The organism is Bacillus horti (assembly GCF_030813115.1).
Classification (GTDB): Bacteria; Bacillota; Bacilli; order Caldalkalibacillales; family JCM-10596; genus Bacillus_CH; species Bacillus_CH horti.
The window spans coordinates 105,491-123,828 of record NZ_JAUSTY010000015.1 but is presented as its reverse complement, the minus strand read 5'-3'; the positions used below and the strand labels follow the sequence as shown (position 1 = coordinate 123,828).

11 protein-coding genes are annotated in these 18,338 nt (G+C 41.5%); 1 reads left to right on the top strand and 10 read right to left on the bottom strand.

Annotation, left to right across the window (positions count from 1 at the left end; all coding sequences use genetic code 11):
* Positions 1-275: 275 nt before the first annotated feature.
* Positions 276-518 (bottom strand): hypothetical protein, encoded by a 243-nt coding sequence (locus J2S11_RS16360; protein WP_307396322.1) that lies wholly within the window; start codon positions 516-518, stop codon positions 276-278.
* Between the two features lie 100 nt (positions 519-618).
* Here J2S11_RS16360 and J2S11_RS16355 point away from each other — a divergent pair, with 100 nt between their 5' ends.
* A complete protein-coding gene (locus J2S11_RS16355) occupies positions 619-1,128 on the top strand; it encodes a DinB family protein (RefSeq protein ID WP_307396320.1) in 510 nt (169 codons plus the stop codon).
* A gap of 399 nt (positions 1,129-1,527) precedes the next feature.
* Here J2S11_RS16355 and fosB read toward each other — a convergent pair whose 3' ends face one another.
* From fosB to J2S11_RS16310, 9 genes are all read right to left on the bottom strand, one after another.
* Complete coding sequence (gene fosB, locus J2S11_RS16350) at positions 1,528-1,941, bottom strand: metallothiol transferase FosB (RefSeq protein WP_370875551.1); 414 nt, start codon at positions 1,939-1,941, stop codon at positions 1,528-1,530.
* Positions 1,942-2,032: 91 nt separating this feature from the next.
* Positions 2,033-2,794: a DeoR/GlpR family DNA-binding transcription regulator gene (locus J2S11_RS16345; RefSeq protein ID WP_307396317.1), complete on the bottom strand. Its 762-nt coding sequence runs from the start codon at positions 2,792-2,794 to the stop codon at positions 2,033-2,035.
* 259 nt (positions 2,795-3,053) lie between these two features.
* Positions 3,054-3,356, bottom strand: coding sequence for a hypothetical protein (locus tag J2S11_RS16340; RefSeq protein ID WP_307396316.1), 303 nt, complete (start codon positions 3,354-3,356; stop codon positions 3,054-3,056).
* Positions 3,357-3,592: 236 nt separating this feature from the next.
* Positions 3,593-7,645: a helicase-exonuclease AddAB subunit AddA gene (gene addA, locus J2S11_RS16335; RefSeq protein ID WP_307396314.1), complete on the bottom strand. Its 4,053-nt coding sequence runs from the start codon at positions 7,643-7,645 to the stop codon at positions 3,593-3,595.
* Positions 7,646-7,647: 2 nt separating this feature from the next.
* Complete coding sequence (gene addB, locus J2S11_RS16330; RefSeq protein WP_307396312.1) at positions 7,648-11,169, bottom strand: helicase-exonuclease AddAB subunit AddB; 3,522 nt, start codon at positions 11,167-11,169, stop codon at positions 7,648-7,650.
* An 84-nt stretch (positions 11,170-11,253) separates the two neighbouring features.
* Positions 11,254-14,733 carry an SbcC/MukB-like Walker B domain-containing protein gene (locus tag J2S11_RS16325; protein WP_307396310.1) on the bottom strand — a complete coding sequence of 1,160 codons (3,480 nt, stop codon included), beginning with the start codon at positions 14,731-14,733 and terminating at the stop codon, positions 11,254-11,256.
* A 136-nt stretch (positions 14,734-14,869) separates the two neighbouring features.
* Complete coding sequence (locus tag J2S11_RS16320) at positions 14,870-16,066, bottom strand: exonuclease SbcCD subunit D (protein ID WP_307396309.1); 1,197 nt, start codon at positions 16,064-16,066, stop codon at positions 14,870-14,872.
* 266 nt (positions 16,067-16,332) lie between these two features.
* Positions 16,333-17,829, bottom strand: coding sequence for a phospholipase D family protein (locus J2S11_RS16315; protein WP_307396307.1), 1,497 nt, complete (start codon positions 17,827-17,829; stop codon positions 16,333-16,335).
* Between the two features lie 230 nt (positions 17,830-18,059).
* Positions 18,060-18,206 carry a lmo0937 family membrane protein gene (locus J2S11_RS16310; RefSeq protein WP_307396305.1) on the bottom strand — a complete coding sequence of 49 codons (147 nt, stop codon included), beginning with the start codon at positions 18,204-18,206 and terminating at the stop codon, positions 18,060-18,062.
* Between the last annotated feature and the right edge of the window lie 132 nt (positions 18,207-18,338).

Below are 18,338 nucleotides of genomic sequence, written 5' to 3'. Positions count from 1 at the left end.
CCATTGTAAAGGATTTTTTTGTCCCTCGGACAATATGAATCTAAACATTTTGTGTATTATGAATTTTTAAATATAATTAATGCAACGCTAGTGATATATTATATAAAATATTGTTTAATCATTTAACTCAGTATAAAAAGGTCAAGGAGGCTATCCCACAAGTAGATTTTTTTGTAAGGGATAGCTTCTTTTTTCTAGCTTCCACTTCTAACGGACATTTACATCACTTGACAATGTACAACAAACTGCATAATTTAATGATATGAAAAAACGAGTCATATCTTCCATTCAATCTGGACACTTTCTCTTGTGGCTCTGATGGCAGAGATAAGCCCATCCGCAACAAGTCGTCTGTCCTCAAAATCAATGCTATCCCAATTATGAAGACAGCCAGAAATGCGTTTTATGTGTTCCAGTGAAACCGCTTCGTCGCTCATATCGGCAAGTGCTTTCGTTAGCGATTGCCGCTTTGTGTCCAATTCTTCAATCCGACTATTGGCATAAGTAAACAAGGTCAAATCCGGAAGCGCTCATTTTGTTTACAAAATCGCGATCGATCGACAGTAAACTAATTGAGTGATATAATTTTTATTATCACACAGAGGGTGGGGATCACTCATGAACCAAAGACCGTCAGAAGAAGAATACGCCGGGGACGCTGGCGAGTATATCCGGTTGGCGCCGGAAGGCAACATCATCGACATTCTACTCGCTCAGGAAAAGCAAATGACTGAACTGCTGGCCTCTTTGACCGAAAACCAGGGATCCTATCGGTATGCCGAAGGAAAGTGGTCGCTGAAAGAAGTCGTTGGCCATATCGTAGATAGTGAACGCGTTATGACCTACCGCCTGCTCCGATTTTCAAGAGGGGACCAGACACCTCTGACCAGTTTCGAACAGGAATTGTTCATACCTCCTTTCGAAAAGTGGACAATCGCGCAATTGGCAGAGGACTACCGGGCTGTACGGAAAGCGACGATCACGCTTCTGCGCGGGTTGCCGGCAGAGGCGTGGTCCCGCTCGGGCATAGCCAACAACACAAGCATAACGGTGCGTGCCATCGCTTACGGCTGTGCTGGACATGAACTTCATCACGTTGAGGTCATAAGAAAGCGGTACTTAAGCTAGTTCTTTTTTGACCAACTTGTATGGTTCATACCTGCCCGATAACATTAAAAATCATAACACCCCATCTTAAATGAATGTTTTGGATGGGGTGTTTATTTGGGCTTTCCTATTGTCATTTCCTTTATCCTACTGCGAACCATTCTGTGGAGCTTTAATAAACACTTAAACTCCTTAGATAAACGATTGACACAACTCAATCAGAGCAGAGATTGTTGGCAACACCATATTTCATGCATGAAGGTGTACCTTATTTGAGGCCCGAAATCCAGCTTCTCCATAAAGCAGGTAGTTCGCAAGTGCGTGAAAAGGATCACAATAATGGTTCGTGTGATTGCTTGAAAAAGTTTCTTAGCAAACAATTTGGGATAAATCACCTAGCGTAAACCCAAAACCATCGATTTATTCATAAAACTGCATGTCTCTATTTTGATCTTTATAGAATTGAATACGTTTTTCTAAGCTTCCTGTATGGAATTCAAACTTATGCCCATCAGGATCAGCAAAATAAAGAGATAGTCCTTCTCGTTTATCTCTACTTCTCCCCGTCAACACATCAACCTTAAAGCTTTTTAGCTTTTGCTCTAACTGTTCCAGCTCAGCTTCTGTAGCTGAAAAGGCCATGTGCGTATAGGAATGATGTATATCATTTCTAGGTATATTTTTTTCAACATTTAAAGCTAGCCATACTCCACCTAGATCAAAATAAGCTAAAGCTGTGCCATGTACAAGTAGCTTTGCTCCCAAAACATTTTTGTAGAATTCAATAGATCTCTCTAAGTCAGACACTGAAAAAGTTATATGGTTAATATTCACCTTGAGCACCTCCTAATTACTTTTATAAACTTCCTATGTAGTATTTTTTTGTTCTCTTCCATAAATCATTCTAAGATCACTCTCCAGCATGCTAAGCTATCTCTATTGAAACCCCTTGATTTCTAATTTGTTCGAGCTCATTTTCAGAGCTTAGAGAGTCTGTAATGATATGACCTAAGGCTGTTAGCTTGGCAATCTGTGAGAATTTCTTCGTCCCTACTTTATAGTGGTTTGCTAAGCAGATGCTTCTATCTGCTGATTCAAGGACCTTCCTTTGAAATAAGGCAATATTGGGATCAGAAGTAGTTAATCCATCCTTCGCAGTTAAACCACTTCCTACAATAAAAGCAAGGTCAATGTTTAAAGAGCTTAGAAAGTCCAAAGCTAAGCTATCAGTAAAGTTTCCAGAGGTAGAAATCTGTCCACCTGTTAGATAGCTCACATACCCTTCCTTACCCCGAAGCCCTACGGCAATTTCTAATGAATTTGTAACAACCGTTACATTGGCAAGCTCAGGAAGATATTGAAGCATCACACGTTCAGTACTAGATCCACCAATATAAATGGTAGACCCAGCATTAATTACGCTAGCTGCTTTACGTGCAATAGCGTGCTGATGCTCTGTCCCTTCCGTATAGCGTGCTTCAGGCTTTAACACAGGCATCCTTACTTTGTTCGTCAGAACCGCCCCACCGTGTGTTCTACTTAGAACACCTTCTTCTTCTAATGCAGATAAATCTCTACGGATCGTATGAATAGAGGATTTTAGCTGGTCAGCTAACTCCTTGACCTCTACTCTTCCCTGGGTGATGATCAGCTTTTTAATTTTCTCCTTCCGTTCCTCAGCAAACAAAGAATCAGCTCCTCAATGCCATCATTATACACTTATATTGATCCTTTGTACACTTTTATGATCGTTTATGTTCTTTTTATCTCCTTTACATTCTTTTAGATCTGATTTTGTAAAAACCTATAAGATTTTAAAGTTGAGAAATTTATTAAAAAAATTAAAAGCAACTCCATTTTGAAGTTGCTTCACTCTTATCATACTTTTTCAAAAAATTGACTCTCAATCAGCCTTTGATCAATAGTTTTTATTAAACAATTGTCTATTATTCTTTATCATCTGTTATGATTCTAAAGATCCCAATCAGATACACAAATAATAATATAGCTAAACCTATTTTAAGAAGGTTTGATCTTAGAAGAATATCTACTACAAAAATGGGTATTCCAATCAAAGCCATAAGTGATGTGAATTTTGTATGTCGAATAGCTTTAGGAGAAAACTCTGGTTCTTCTTTGTACACCCATCTTTGTCCAAATAGCATACTTTCCTCTGGACTAAAGTAAGCCCACAAAATTAAGCAATATAAAGGAGTAAAAAATATAATAGCTAGAATGAAACTACCCATTTGTTTTCCCCCCTCTTAATAATAAGTAATAAATACCATCAATTTATCCTCTTTTTATTACGTTATCTTATTAAGCAGGTTTCAAGCCTTTTCTAAGCAACCCTATGTCCGTAAAAGGTCAAATCAGTCTATAATTACTCTCTTAATTACTCTCTAAAAGTTATACTATCCTTTACAGTCAAAGCAAACAAAGAAAGCTGTCCTAAGTAGAAAACTCTACTTGTTGGACAGCCCTATTAATCTACCTCTAGTACATGTCCTCCATCGAAGAAGTAAAGTAGCTTTCTATCTACTGAAACCTTCCAAATTTCCTCTATAGCCTGAGCATACAGTTCAATCTGTGTCCCATACCGTTCCTGCAAAACAGACTTAGCCTCATTAAAGCCATCTTTGTAACGATCTGAAATGCGATCGGTTTTATAATCAAGAATCATCCATTTGCCTTCTACTTTACAAACAATATCAATAATACCTTGGATGATTATTCTCTCTTCTTGATCCTGTGTCCACTCCGTATAGATATTGACAGCTGGTACAGAAATCGTAAATGGGACCTCCCGCTGTAGGTAATCTGCTTGCCCAATTAGAAGGTTTAAATCACTGTGTATAAATGTCATAAGCTGTTTCAAAGAAACACTTTCAGCTTCATGCTTCGTCAGCTTTTCCTGTACTACAAGCTGTTCAATAAAGGAAGAAAGCTCATCCTCCGTGTGAAGCTTACCTAATTCAATATGCTGCATAACCGTATGCATGGCCGTCCCTCGCTCAGCAGAGGTTAACGTACGGTCCTGCATAAAATTTGGTCTATCAGGCTTCACTGGTTTTAAGTAGGCTTCCGTTTCCCGTGATTCCTGTAAGCTGTGATGAACCTCTTGATTCTCTAACAGCCATTGATAATGCTTCTTCAGCTCTGTAACAGATTGCTTAGATTTTGTTACTGTTGCATGCAGAAATGGATACGACCATTCAAGCTTCTTTGCAACTTCCTGCTGTAAATCAGTAGCTCCTCTAACAAGGGCTTCTTTATTGGCAAGAGCTTGGAGCTTCATTTGATCCAACTCCTGAAGCAGCCCCTTTCCAGCCACCAAATGATAAGGGGAAACCACTTCAATTCTCCACTGAGATTGATCATTTAACCATGGGAGATTGGAATCGGAATCACTATAGGAATGAATCTCCTGAATCCCCTGCATTGCATCCTCCACCAGAGCAAGGACTGGACGTGCTCCTTTATGTCTAATCACTGCTGGTCCAATCCAATCTAAAAAAGTCTTTGCCTTTGAGCGTAACGCATCAGGAAGTGTCCAACCATCCGTTTCTAGCTGCTGTGCCCATTGTGCAACCTTTTTTCTAACATCTCTAAGTGATCCTAGCAAATAGAGTTTTTCTTTAGCTCTCGTTAAGGCAACGTATAACACACGCATCTCTTCTGCAAGAAGCTCCTGCTGCATTTTAAGCTTGATGAGTTGATAAGGTAAAGTAGGGTAACTGATTCTTTTGTCTATATCTATAAATTTACTACCCAAGCCAAGCTCTTTATGAAGCAATAGCTTTTTCTTGCTATCTGATTGATTAAACATTTTTCCTAAGCCTGCCACAAACACAACAGGAAATTCTAATCCCTTACTTTTGTGAATGGTCATTATTCGAACAACGTCCTCTTGCTCACTTAATGCTCTAGCTGTTCCTAAATCACTACCCCGATCCTGCATCCTTTCAACGAAACGCAAAAAGCGGAAAAGTCCTCGGAAGGATGTAGATTCATATTGTCTAGCTCGATCATATAGAGCTCTTAGATTCGCTTGTCGCTGATTTCCGCCAGGCATGCCACCTACGAAATCATAGTAGCCTGTATCCTGGTAAAGCTGCCAAATAAAATCAGCTAGAGAACCATGTCTAGCTCGACCTCTCCAGCGTTTGAGCTTTTGAGTGAAGTCGGTGAGCTTATCATACAGCTGTAGGTCTGAAGCTTGCGATTGCTTTTCAGATTGAGTATTAGCATACTCCTCAGCCTGATCACTATCATTCTCAACTTGGGGCTTATTCTGCTCCAAAAATGTACGAACCGCATCGAAAAAGCTACCTTTCTTATCCGCTACTCGAACCCTTGCCAGCTCTTCTCCTTGCAACCCAACGATAGGAGAACGAAGAACACTCGCCAAGGGAATATCCTGATAGGGATTGTCTATAATCTTAAGTAAAGAAACCATGATAGCTACTTCAGTTGCTTCAAAATAGCCTGTTGTTAGCTCAGCATAGCCCGGGATACCTTGCTGTTTAAATTCCTCTAATATAGCTGGTGCCCATACTGAGGATGCACGAAGTAAGACCACAATATCCTTATATCGAATTGGACGGTAGAGCTTGTGCTTGGGATCATAGACTTGAAAGGCATTTTCTGGTTTCGTTCCAATCAATTCTTTTATTTTGCCTGCCATGTACCGAGCTTCTAGCTGAACAGCCTCCAGCTCTGCCTCATCTACATGTGGTTCAAAAGAACCGGTTTCCTCATCATCTTGCTCGTCGCCGTCCTGTCCATTCCAGCCTTCATAGCCATTCTCGTCACCAGCACTTTCATCAGCTAATGCCGTATCTCGTTCAATTAGTGCTAGCTCAATAGGAAGTTCCTCTTCGGGATAGGAAGCTCCAAGCTTTAAAGCAGCATCCTCGTCATACTCAATTTCTCCGACCTGTTCATTCATAATTTGCTTAAACAAATAGTTCGTTCCATCTAGCACTTGAGCTCGGCTGCGAAAATTACGCGCTAAATCGATTTTCCATCCTGATGTTTCATCTGTAGGAACATTTGAACGAGATAGCCCTTCATATCCTACCTTGCTTTCTAATCCACCGTGGCTAGACTCGCCATGATAGGAAAAAGTAATAGACGCAAAATGCTTATATTTTTCCAAAAACAACGTAGGCTCAGCCATCCTAAAGCGATAGATACTTTGCTTTACATCACCAACCATAAAAACATTTCCATGATCAGCTTCATCCACACTTATGAGCTTCAATATGGATTCCTGTACTAAATTCGTATCCTGATACTCATCAACTAAAATCTCACTGAACTTTTGCTTATAGCGTAAAGCGACCTCTGAAGGGCGCAGCTCATCAAGTGTTGAGCCCTCCTCCATCAGAATCGCTAAACAGCCATGCTCTAAGTCAGAGAAATCCATCATCGCCTTACTTCGCTTTGTCGATGAGAAGAGTTGCTCAAACTCAATAACTAGCTCCACCAAAGCTCCAAGAACAGGCTCCATCTGAGATAAGTCCTGCCTCATTTCCTCTAGACTTCGTTGAAAATACTCTTCTTTTATACTTGTAAAAGTCTTCTTACATCGATCTCTAATTTCCTTAACCAAAAGTTGCAGATGAGCGTTCACCTCATCGCTCTTTATACTTTTTAAGCGTCCAAAGCTAAGCTGATTAAACGCTTCAAAAGCATCTTCCCAAGAATGCTGACAGGCGTTTAGTGCGGAATGAATCACCTGTAAGTCTTCTTCAATATTGGTACCGTAGGCTCCTGGCCCATCTGGTGCTTGAGTCATCATAAAGGCTCTCTCTAAATCATTTAATAAGCCCCTAAGCTCCTGTCGTATAAGAGAAAGAATCTCAGACGTCCATTTTTCCACTCGATCTTTGTCTGTATAAGAAATGAGTTCTTTTAACCACTCATACGGAAACGGGTGACTCCTACTAAACTCATAGAGCTGTAACACAAGCGCCTGCAGGTCCTGATCACTGCGATCCGAGCTAAAGCTATCTACAAGCTTAAAGAATTGCTCATCGTCTGTTCGACTATATCTCTCCTCAAACAGCTCTTCTAAAACCTCTTCTTTAATCAAAACAATCTCCGTATCCTCAGCCAGACGAAATTTAGGATCAATATCTAGCTGAAAATAGTAGGATCGAAGAACATCTAAACAAAAGGAATGGAGAGTTGAAATAGACGCTTGATTTAGCAATGTTAATTGCCTCTTTAAATAAAGGGAATGTGGGTCTTTACTAAGCTCTTTTTCAAGAGCTTCCCCGATTCTCTTTTTCATTTCTGCTGCTGCTGCATTGGTAAAAGTAACGACAAGCAAACGATCAACATCAATGGGATGCTCCACATCAGTAATTTGCCGAATCATCCGCTCTACTAAAACAGCCGTCTTACCAGATCCAGCTGCTGCAGCAACTAATATATGCTTGCCTCTTGCCGATATAGCCTGCCATTGTTCATCCGTCCATAAACTACCATCGGGCTTGGGCACATCTTTAATTGGGGTAAAAGGTGACATGCTTACTTTTCCTCCCCTCTCTCTTTGTCAGTTTGATCAACTGACTGAAGACTAGCTCGTATCTCCTCAATGACTGTTGCTGAGCTTTTTGATTTTAGCTGTGTATACGTGTTCTCCTCTAGGGATTGATCATAGTGACAAACCGATTTGTATGGACAGAACGTACACGCTATTTTCTGCTTCATTTTAAACGGTGTAATTGAAATACTTCCATTCGTTACTTCCGTTCCTATTTCCTTCATCTGCTTGCGGACATAATGCCTTAGCTCTGTAAACTCCTCAGGACTGGCCACCTTAGACTGACTATAGAAGCTCCCGTCCTTTTTTAGACCAACGGGAATGACATCTGAATGCTGTGTTTCAAGCTGTGTATCCATTAGCTGCACAATTTCCTTATCTGCCACTAGTAGCCCTTTCATTTTGAATTGTCGGTAGAGCTCCTTTTCAAGCTTCTCTGCAGGTAATAGCGTTTTCCTACTGAGCATCGGGTTATGCAAATGAAAATACAGCACACCAGCAGGTAGAGCCTGTTCTCCAAGCCATCCCTTAGAATGGGTTAACAAGACATCTAAGTAAGTAAGCATTTGCAGGGAAAGTCCATGATATAGCTCCGTAAGCTGCAAATCCTTTTTACTAGATTTAAAGTCTATGACTCTAAGTAATAGACCCTCAGAGCTCCGTGCCTGGTCAACACGATCAATTCTACCTACCACATCCATACTAAAATCATTGTCTAAAGGAATGTGTAGGGCTGGCATTGAGCCGTTAGGTCCAAAGCCTATCTCCATCCCAACAGGAGTGAATTGTGTTACTTTTGCATGCTCATACAAAACCTGACTAGCTCTTTCCACAACCTGCTGAAGCTTATATTTAATATAGTGGTTACGATGATTGCTCGCCAGAATATTTCCACGTAATCTATTGGCTATCTTATCTACAGCCTGCTTAGCTAGGAGCTGACATTCTGTTAAGGAAAGATCTGACCAGCTCTGCCTTCTTTTTCGAAGCTCATCATCAACCTCCTTTAGAGCAGAGTGAAAGAGCTGCCCTATATCTGGAGCCTCCAGACGAAAAATTTTTCTTTCCTTCAGCTTTAATCCGTAGGAAGCAAAGTGAGAGAATGGACAGGAGCGATAGAGCTCCATTCGTGACACACTCGACTGGATATGCTCACCATATAAGCTTCTACTAGCATCTAGCGATAATGAATGAGCTATGTTTCGATAGAATAAACTTGCAAGTGGTGTCCTGGCCTCCTTACTCCATTCAGAGCTTTGGACAAACCAATTGTATACATCCCACCAAAAATCAACGATCGGATAGCCTTTCTTCCATTGTCTCAATTGTGTAATTAAAATAGAAAGAGACTTCTTAGGAAGCACGACAAATTCCTTTTGTTCCATTGGACTGACCTCATGCGCTTCTATAGCTATAAGCTTTTCTGTAAGCTGTGGGAACATCTGCTTAATTCGCTGAAGAACACTTGAAGCGGTTAGAGCTTTACCTTCCTCATCTGCTAATGAATAGCTCAAATGTAGTCCATCCGAAGCGCTGCACATCGCCATATAGAGATAAAAGTATTCCTCTGAAAGCTGAATATGAAGTCCTGGTGCTAAGCTTAGTCCTACTTCATATAGCTGTGCTCGTTCCTCTTCCGTCATTAAGGTTTCTTCCTTAAATCGAGCAGGGATCATTCCGTCATTCATTCCTAATACAAAGCCCTGCTTTACTCCAGATAAACGGCTTACCTCTAGGCTACCAACCATCACTTGATCTAAGGATGGAGGTATAGTAGAAAACTTAAGCTGTTCACAGCCCGTTTCTATCATCTTACTTAATAGCTCAAGCGAAATAGGCTCATCTCCTGAGATTTCAACCATTTGCTCCAGTAGGTGAATAAACCCCTTCCAAACCTGATCATGCTCCCTTGCATCCTGCAATCTTCCCTCTTGCTCTGCATCTACTCTCCATTGCTCAAGCTTTTCATAAACCCCCAGCTCTTCCATAAAGAAATAGATATGCTCACAGCTTTGTCGAACATTCTTTGACTCTTTCAGCCCCTGCTTTAGTCGAATAATAGGCTGAACAATCATCTGTCTTAGACGCTGAAGCTCCTGTTCAGCTTCAAGCCTTCTGTTCGTCTCTGTAACCTCTTCATCCAAGGAGAAAGACTCGTAGACCTTCCACGGTTCATCTTGTGTCCACTGTGTTCCGTTAATCCCGTTTGCCAAAACAAAGTTTTCCAGCCTATCACAGCTTTCCTTCCAATCTGCTGCTTCCTCTGAAGACAGGATGGGAGAAAGCAAATCCGTTTTTATACAGCGGAATATCGCTTCATATCGCCAGTTTTGCAGCAGTACCTCTAGCACCGAGCGAAGCAATTCAATAAGGGGGTGATTCAGCATTGATTTTTTTTGGTCTATAAACACTGGAATATCGTAGTCATGAAAAACGGTAGCAATGACATCCTGATAGATGGACAAATTCCTAGTAAACATAGCTAAATCTCTCCAGCGATAGTTATCCTCTCGGACGAGCTGAATCATTTGTCTAGCTATTCCTTCTATCTCCGCACGACGATTAACAGCAGCAGAGAGCTGTACGTCTAGATGATGACCCTCAAATTCCAAAACTGGTCTTTGATCAAATTGAGCTTCTAGATGCATTAATGATGGTCTTTGCATGAGTCTTGACGGCACTTCCTGCATGATTGGCTGTTCTACTTTCACAGCCGCTTGACGAGCAAGCACCTTTATATCCTGATACGTTTTAGCCGTGCTATAAAATAAATCCATTTCATTCGGCAGCTGTTCATCATAGATTTGATCCAAAGGTAGAGTAATTGTCACCTTTTTTGCTAGCTTAAATAATCCCTCTAAAACAAGCTGCTCCTGAGGCGTGAATTGATAAAATCCATCCATGTAAAGCTCAGCTTCTCTTAGATAGCTAGATTGAATCATCCTCTCCTGAAATAGCTTTAAAAAATCCTCTGAATCCATATATTTTGTTAGAACAGCCTGCTCATAATCCTGATAAATCAACTGCAGATCATGAAGCTTATCTTTAAGCATTTGTTCGTGCTCAGTGGAATGCTTTTGTTGAAAAAGCTCCTCAGGAGCAATACAATAGCGTTTAAACTCCGTAATCATTTGTTCAAGCTGAGTGTAAAATCCCTGCTGTTCTGCAGAACGTTTATAAATGTATAACTCATCTTTGCGCTTTTCTATAATTTTACGCAGGATCATCGTAATACCAACTTGATCTAAATGGGTGCGAGTTACCCCACCTACTTCACTTAGCACGCGAAACGCTAGCCGAGATATGCTATAGACCTGAGCTCGGATCATTCCGTTAAGCTCAGGGTCCTTTACAAGTGGAATCTCAGCCTGATAACTCATCTGTTCAGGTACAATATAAATAATAGGCTTTCCTAGAGGATCCTTAAGTAGCTTCTGCTTGATCTCCTGCACACAATATGTTGTTTTTCCACTACCAGCACGTCCCAAAACAAATTGAATGGACACAAGGGCTCCCTCCCTTTAACTTAGTCAAGCACCTAACATAATCGAACATTATATTAAAGAACTATATTAAAGTGCATTTGCAGTCTAGAGTGTTTCCAAATGAATGCTACTTCCTTTTCCAGAGAACTCGGCTGGTGTAACCACTAATTTTCTAGGAAGACGTTCCTTCAATTCAGGCACGTGACTAATAACACCTACTGCAAGCTGCTGCAAATGTAAGCTCTCAAGAGCCCCAACCACTCCATCTAAAAGCTCAGGATCTAACGTACCAAAGCCTTCATCAAGAAAGAAAAATTGAAGCGGATACTGACCCCGCAGCTGAATTTGTGCCGAAAGCGCTAACGCTAAAGACAGAGATGTTAGGAAGGTTTCTCCTCCAGAAAGCGTGGAAACCGGCCGACGAACCCCACCGTTTGCATCGTCTCGAATGACAAAGCCACCCTGAGAATCCACTTCTAAAGCATAGCGCTGTCTAGTAAGCCGACCTAAATGGCTGGAGGCATCCTGACATACATAAACAAGCTGCTCTTCAGCTAGATATTCCACAAAGCTATTTCCACGAAACACACTCTGAAGCTTGCCATATTGCTCAACCCGATGCTGAACCAGAGCACGTTCCTCCTCTAGCTGCATAAAGCGCATATGCTTCTCCTTAATCGCTTCATATTCCTTCTGAGCAGCTCCACGCTGTCCCACCAGCTGAACATATTCCTGTTCGAGCTGTTGCTTTTTAGCCAATACATCTTGCCATTCTTCCTCACTAATTCGATTTGTACCTAGCTTCTTTAAGTAGCTCTGCTTTTCCTTCACCAGTTCTTTTACCTGCTCATTATACTGATCGACACGCTTCTTCCATTCACCAAGTGTTTCCTTCTCTACTAACGCTTCCTTAGCTTCCTGCCACTTATCAAAGCTAGATTCACCAAGCTGCTCAACTAACTGCTTCTCTGCCTTTTCCAGCCTCTGCTCTCCTTGCTCTAGAGAAGCTTGCGCCACACTAAATTCATTCTCTGCCTTAGAACGAGCTTTTCTCGCTTCCTCCAGCTGCCTACGAGCTTGTCCTTCACTCTCAGAGAGCTCCTCAAGCTGTTTTTCAGCTTGCACTAGTAGACTTTCAATCGATTGTTCTCCCACTAGCTCTTGAAGCTTCTGCTTCATTTGGGTAATCTGCTGATCCAACTGCTTATGTAAGCTCGCTTGCTCTCCCGCTCTAAGCTCGATTTGATTCAATTCCTGCTGTAGCTCTGAAATGCCGTTCTCCGTATTCTCTATGAAAGGAACACTCTTATCTAATCTTTGCTGTAGCTCATAAAGCTCTCCCTCTAACTCTCGCGCTCTATTAGCCTGCTCTTCTACCTTATCTAGCTCGAGCTTAGCAAAAGTGCTAGACCAGCTCTGCTCCATGGTTTGAACTTTGTCCATTAGGCTTTTCTGTTTAGCCTCTAACCCTTTCAATCCCGTCTTGGCTGCTTCAGACTTCATCTTAGCGTCATTCCATGAAGGAGCTTTCTCTCTACCTAGCCTTACCAATTCCTTAGTCGCCCTTAGAAAGCGTTCAGACTTGGCTAGCTCTGTAGAAAACAACTCAAGATCTACCGTTTCATCCTCAACGTTTTCCTTTAAAGATGTTGCCGTTGCCGCAATCTCTAGATTAATCTTTTTAACTCCACCTAAATCATTAGCTCCATGCTCATCATTCCAACCCTTCACATCATTTGAAGCATTAGCTCTATCATCTACATCTTCCAATTTAACGAAACTAATCGAGCTCAATTGCTCCTCTAACTCTATGAATTGATGATGTACTAGGCGAGCTTGCTGTGTATAATCTCTTATTTGATTCTGCTGACTTACTTCATAAGCCAGTCTGTCCCTAAGCACTTGAATATCTTCCTTGCCAAATTCTGCTGGATGTGGATGAGTATGCGAACCACAAATAGGACAAGCCTCTCCGTTCTGTAAGCCAGACACTAATTGCTCCATCCATTCCTTGGCTAGGACATGCTCGATCTTCTGTTCCATCTGTTTCATCTGCTGCTGCTTGCCCCCAAGCGCCATCTCTCCGATAGCTACCAACTGCTTTAAGCGACCCTCAAACTCACCAATTTCCTTTATAGCTACTCCTACCTTTTTCAAATGCTGTTCCTGCTCAAGAATTGACTGAGCATGCTCAGCTTCAAGCTCCTCTATAGCCTTTTGCCCAACAGCCCATTCCTCCTGAATACCATCGAGCTGCTGTTGAACCTGAGCAATCTTCAGAAATTCCTGATATCCAGCCTGAATAGCCTGCTTCTCTTCAAAGGGTAGGTTCTTACCTGCCATCTGCTCCTTAATAACCTTCTGCTTCTCCTTGGCTAGCTGAAGCAGCTTACTTTGCTTCTCATACTCTCCCTGCACTGCCTTCCTTTTCTCCTGCACCCTCAATTCATCTTGAACAAGCTCTTGCTTCTCCTTCTCCTTAACCCCTAGCTCACGCTGAAGCTCCTGTCCTTGTCGAAGCAACTGACGCCGCTCTAACAAAAGAGGCTGCTGTTCCTCCTTTGCTTTACTCAGCTTTTCATATAGCTCCGTATGCTTTGCTTCTTCCCTTGCTGCATGGTCTTGATCTGATTGAGCCACTTGCTTTTTAGCTTTCCACTTTTCAACCGTCTGCCCAGCTATCTCGTACTCTTCGATATAAGGCTTCAACTGCTGAGCAGCTAATCCTCTATTTAATTGCTCTTCAACTCTATGTATTTCTTCCTCATCTTGATAGAGCTGCTCTAAGCCTTTCTCCACTTTTTCTAGCTGCTCCTGCCAATCTCGAAAGCTTTTTAACCGCTCAAACTCCTGTAAAAAGGTGTTTCTCTGTTCACTTAACTGCTTAATTCTCTTTAACACGTCTTGAACGTGCTTCTCTGCCTGCTCCAGTGCTTCCTTTGAGGCTTCCCCTACTCCTTGCTGCTCAGCAAGAATCTCATTTAACCTGTTTTTAGCACTTGTGACTCTATGCTTTAAACGCTCGTTTAGCTGATCTCCGTATTGCTCTAAATGAAACAAGCGCTGTAGCATTTGTCTGCGCTCAACACCCTTAAGCGATAAAAATTCAGCAAACTTTCCCTGAGGCAACACAACAGCACGAGAAAAATCATCAAACGTAAGTCCAATAAGCTCATGTAGCTTTTCTTGTATATCGTTCACTTTATCAGCTAGAACAACCGTCTCATTCGAATCAAGATTAACTTGAAGCAAACGAGTTGCGGCTGATCGAACGGAAAGCTCTCCCGCCTTTTTATAGCTACGCTCTACACAGTATCTTTCTGTCAGCTTTCCTTGACCCAATTCAAAGGTAAAGGATACATGAACCTCCTTCTCGGCATGATTAATAATACCTTGAATCTGGTTACTAGCTCTTTCCACTTTTCCATATAAGGCGAGAGTCATCGCGTCTAGCAAGGAAGATTTCCCACTTCCAGTTGGACCAAAAATGCCAAACACACCACCTTCGCATAAAACCTGAAAATCTACTATTTGCTTTTCTCTAAAACTATGTAAACCTGCTACACTTAAGTGAATAGGTCTCATTTTTCATTCTCCTTCACTTTCTGTATACCCATCCTGCTCCCCGTCTGATCATTATCCACTCACTATTTTACATGTATCCAATTCTTAAACCATTAGCCATTCTTTATCTCTGAAAATCTTCCTTACCCTCTTCACGTCACACGACAGATTTAGTATCCATTTCATCCTCTTCATCTGTCTCATTCTGCAAAAGCTCCAAAAACAGTTGCACCAACTCACCCTCAGGCTGACTTCCACCTGTTTGTCGCGCATAAAAGCGAGTAAATAATTCCTCAACTGGGATATTGGTTGTTCGTACCTGTCTCATTGCTTCTTGCTCTAGTTCAAACACAGGTCGTATATGTATAAGTCCATTATGCTCTTTACGTAAACGGTGAATTTCCTCTACTGAAAGGCTATTCTGTACATGCAGCTCTAGATCAACCCACGCATTCTGATCCTTTCCTTCGGCAAGCCAACTATACACCTGACTTAATCCATCCATTGCTTTCCACTTAACAAGAGGCTTACCACTGGATAAGAAGAGCTCCTGAACCTGAGCCTGCTCCCCTGGATTTACATCTATGATCGAAACTGATTTAGCCTGTCCCGCCTCCGAAAAGCTGTACGATAATGGCGAACCAGAATACCTGACGATAGAATGAGGATGCTTCATCACCTGTGGTCGATGTAAATGCCCTAATGCCACATAATCCAAACAGCTAGGAAATGCATCAGGTCTAACCGTATACGCTCCACCAACCTGAATGGGTCTCTCACTATCTGTCATGTGACCTCCTGCAACAAATAAGTGACTCATTCCAATATTTACTCGTTTGGGTGACATATCCCGGACAAGCTCTCCAAATAAAGCTGATACTCTTTCATGGTAATGCTGCTGCAACACAGCCTCATCTAATCCCTCAGCCAAAACCTCATTAAGCCTCGACTCAGAAGGGTAGGGCAACGCAGCAATATGAAGCTCCTGATCGCAGCTAGCAATAGTATAAATATAGGATTGCTGTACAGGTCGACCAATCAACGTAATCCCATACTCCTTAGCAAGCTGGTTTGATGCTGCCAAGCGATCAGGATGATCATGATTACCTGCTATCACAATGACCTTTCTTTTTCCCTTATCAGCAAGGCGAGCTACCGTATCATAGAAAAGCTGCTCCGCTAAAGCAGGTGGGTTTACCGTATCAAACACATCACCCGACATCAATACGGCATCAACATTCTGATCTACAACAATTTGATACAACTCCTCTAAAAACTGCTCCTGCTCAGGTAAACGACTTCTCCCCTCTAACGTCTTGCCCAAATGCCAATCAGCCGTATGTAAAAGTCTCACAGCTTGTCCTCCTTCACCGCTCCATCCATGTTCCTTTCATCATAACACACGAAAATCATTTTGATTAGATGTTGGGAATATTTGTTCTATTTTTTTGTACAAATAAGGCTGACATCTTTGCCAGCCTAAAATTATATTTTACTATATCCATTAAATTTCTCCTTCATTGAACTTATAGCTACCTCGAGAAACTTTTCTTTTTTAATTGTGTTGCTTCTCTGACATTACTATAGCATTAAATTCTAGTGAAATCCATAATTTGTATACTAGTAAGTAGAAAGATTCGTCAGCTTTTGAAAATGGTAGATAAATCGCAAATACCAGGACTCATCCTTGTACTCTTCATATGGGGCCGTATACAAACCACCCTCATTATGCCAAAGTCTCTTAAAATAAGCCGCAACTTCTTGCACAATCTGCTCCTGCCTAGGAGCTTGAATAAGCAAATTTGTTTCAAGATTTAAGTCCTTTAGGTTTCTCCGAGTAAAGTTGGCAGATCCTCCAATAATGACTCCACGATCCTCTTCCTCTATGAGCATCAGCTTCGTATGATACTGCTCTCCATTGGTTTCATACCATCTAACCTGAATGTCGCCTTCAGATTGCTGGACTAATCCAGCAGCCACTGGTTTATTAGGTAAGCCAATCTTCTCATGACCAAAGGCTTCAACATTTTGATCAAGAATGAGGTGGACTTCCACCCCTCTATCTGCTGCTGCCAAAAGCTCCTTAACAATCTCTCTTTCAGCTAGGTAAAACATTCCCATCCAAATCCTGTCTCCTTGATCCGTTTGCTGCAAATGGGTAAGGATAGCTTCATAAATCTTCCCTTCTGTGATTAGCTGTAGCTCAATGATTCCTTGATCAGATAGGTCATCTTGAACGGCTACTCCATCAGTCATAAGTGGTAACATTAATTCTTGGTACATAGAGTCTGTTGAATAACGAATGACTGCCTCTTCTGTACGAACAATATCCCGAATAATCTCCCCTTGAACAACAAAAGCAATGTTTGAATGATAGCTGCTTGCATCATGAGCGTTGGCAGACGTAATTAGTGCCTCCTGCTCCGTAACAATGACCTTCCGATGGTTCGCCTTCACATTAAATAGCTTAAGGTATGAACGAGCCGTCACGTTTGGACCACTAGATCCACTAGGGTTAGGTAGCCAGCCAAATCCTCCTTGCCCAAACCATTGTAAGTAAGTTCTCCACACACTCGAGAAGATAGGGTTTGAGTCTCTTAGTGGCGTTAGGCTGGTAATAATCGTTTCGATATCATTCTGCTGCATACGCTCTAGATGTGGGGAAGTATGAGAATAGTAAGTGGTATTTAAAGGATCCGTGATAAAAATAATCTCTAGCTCAGGATGACTTTGCTTCTTCCTAATCAAGGCTTCTGTAAAAGCATAGCTTAATTCAGGGTATTCTTCTTCTTTGTCATAGATATCATTAAATAAAAACATATCCACAAGTACAAAATCCTGAGCTGCATCAATCATTGCCAAAGCGCGCTCAAATATCTGCTGTTCCATAATAACTTGCCCTTGCTCAGTGGTATATGTAAGATCCGCTAAAAACTCAACATGATCTGTATAGTACGTTTCACTCTTGTAGGATAATCCCGTAGGAAAAGGCTTATAGACTCCATATATCATGACGATGCAATAAATAAGAGCAAAAAGGAGTGCCCACATTTTCCAGCTGATTAGCTTGATCCGCTGTAAACCCTTTAACTTCCCATCCTTCTTTAAACCTTTCACATTCATCTCACACCTTTTCGTTTTTAAGACTTCTTCCTAGTTAAATTAGAGTGAACTACGTTAAAGTAAGAATGAAACTAGAAAAGAGAGCGAGTCCCCTCGCTCTCCATCTCTATTTCAACCATGTTTACTAGCATCTTTCAGATGTAAATAGATGTAAAGCAATAGTTAGTCTGTAAAATAAGAACATTAGCTTCAGAGATTACTTTGCATCAGCTATTGCTTCGTATCTATCGAGCTCTTCGACCGGTGAATATCTGCAGAAGCAAGACTACAAGAGCTACAACTAATAGTAAGTGGACAAGTGAACCACCGATTTCACCGATAAAACCGATTAACCACAACACTAACAGTACCGTTAATACAGTCCATAGCATGTCAATCATCTCCTTTTCTCTAAGAAATTGTTATGCTTATGTTCTTGACTATTGTTTACCACCATGCCCAATTTCATAAACATAGAAAAAAATCCCACGGTGGAAAAACCAAGCCACACAAGGGATTAAAGT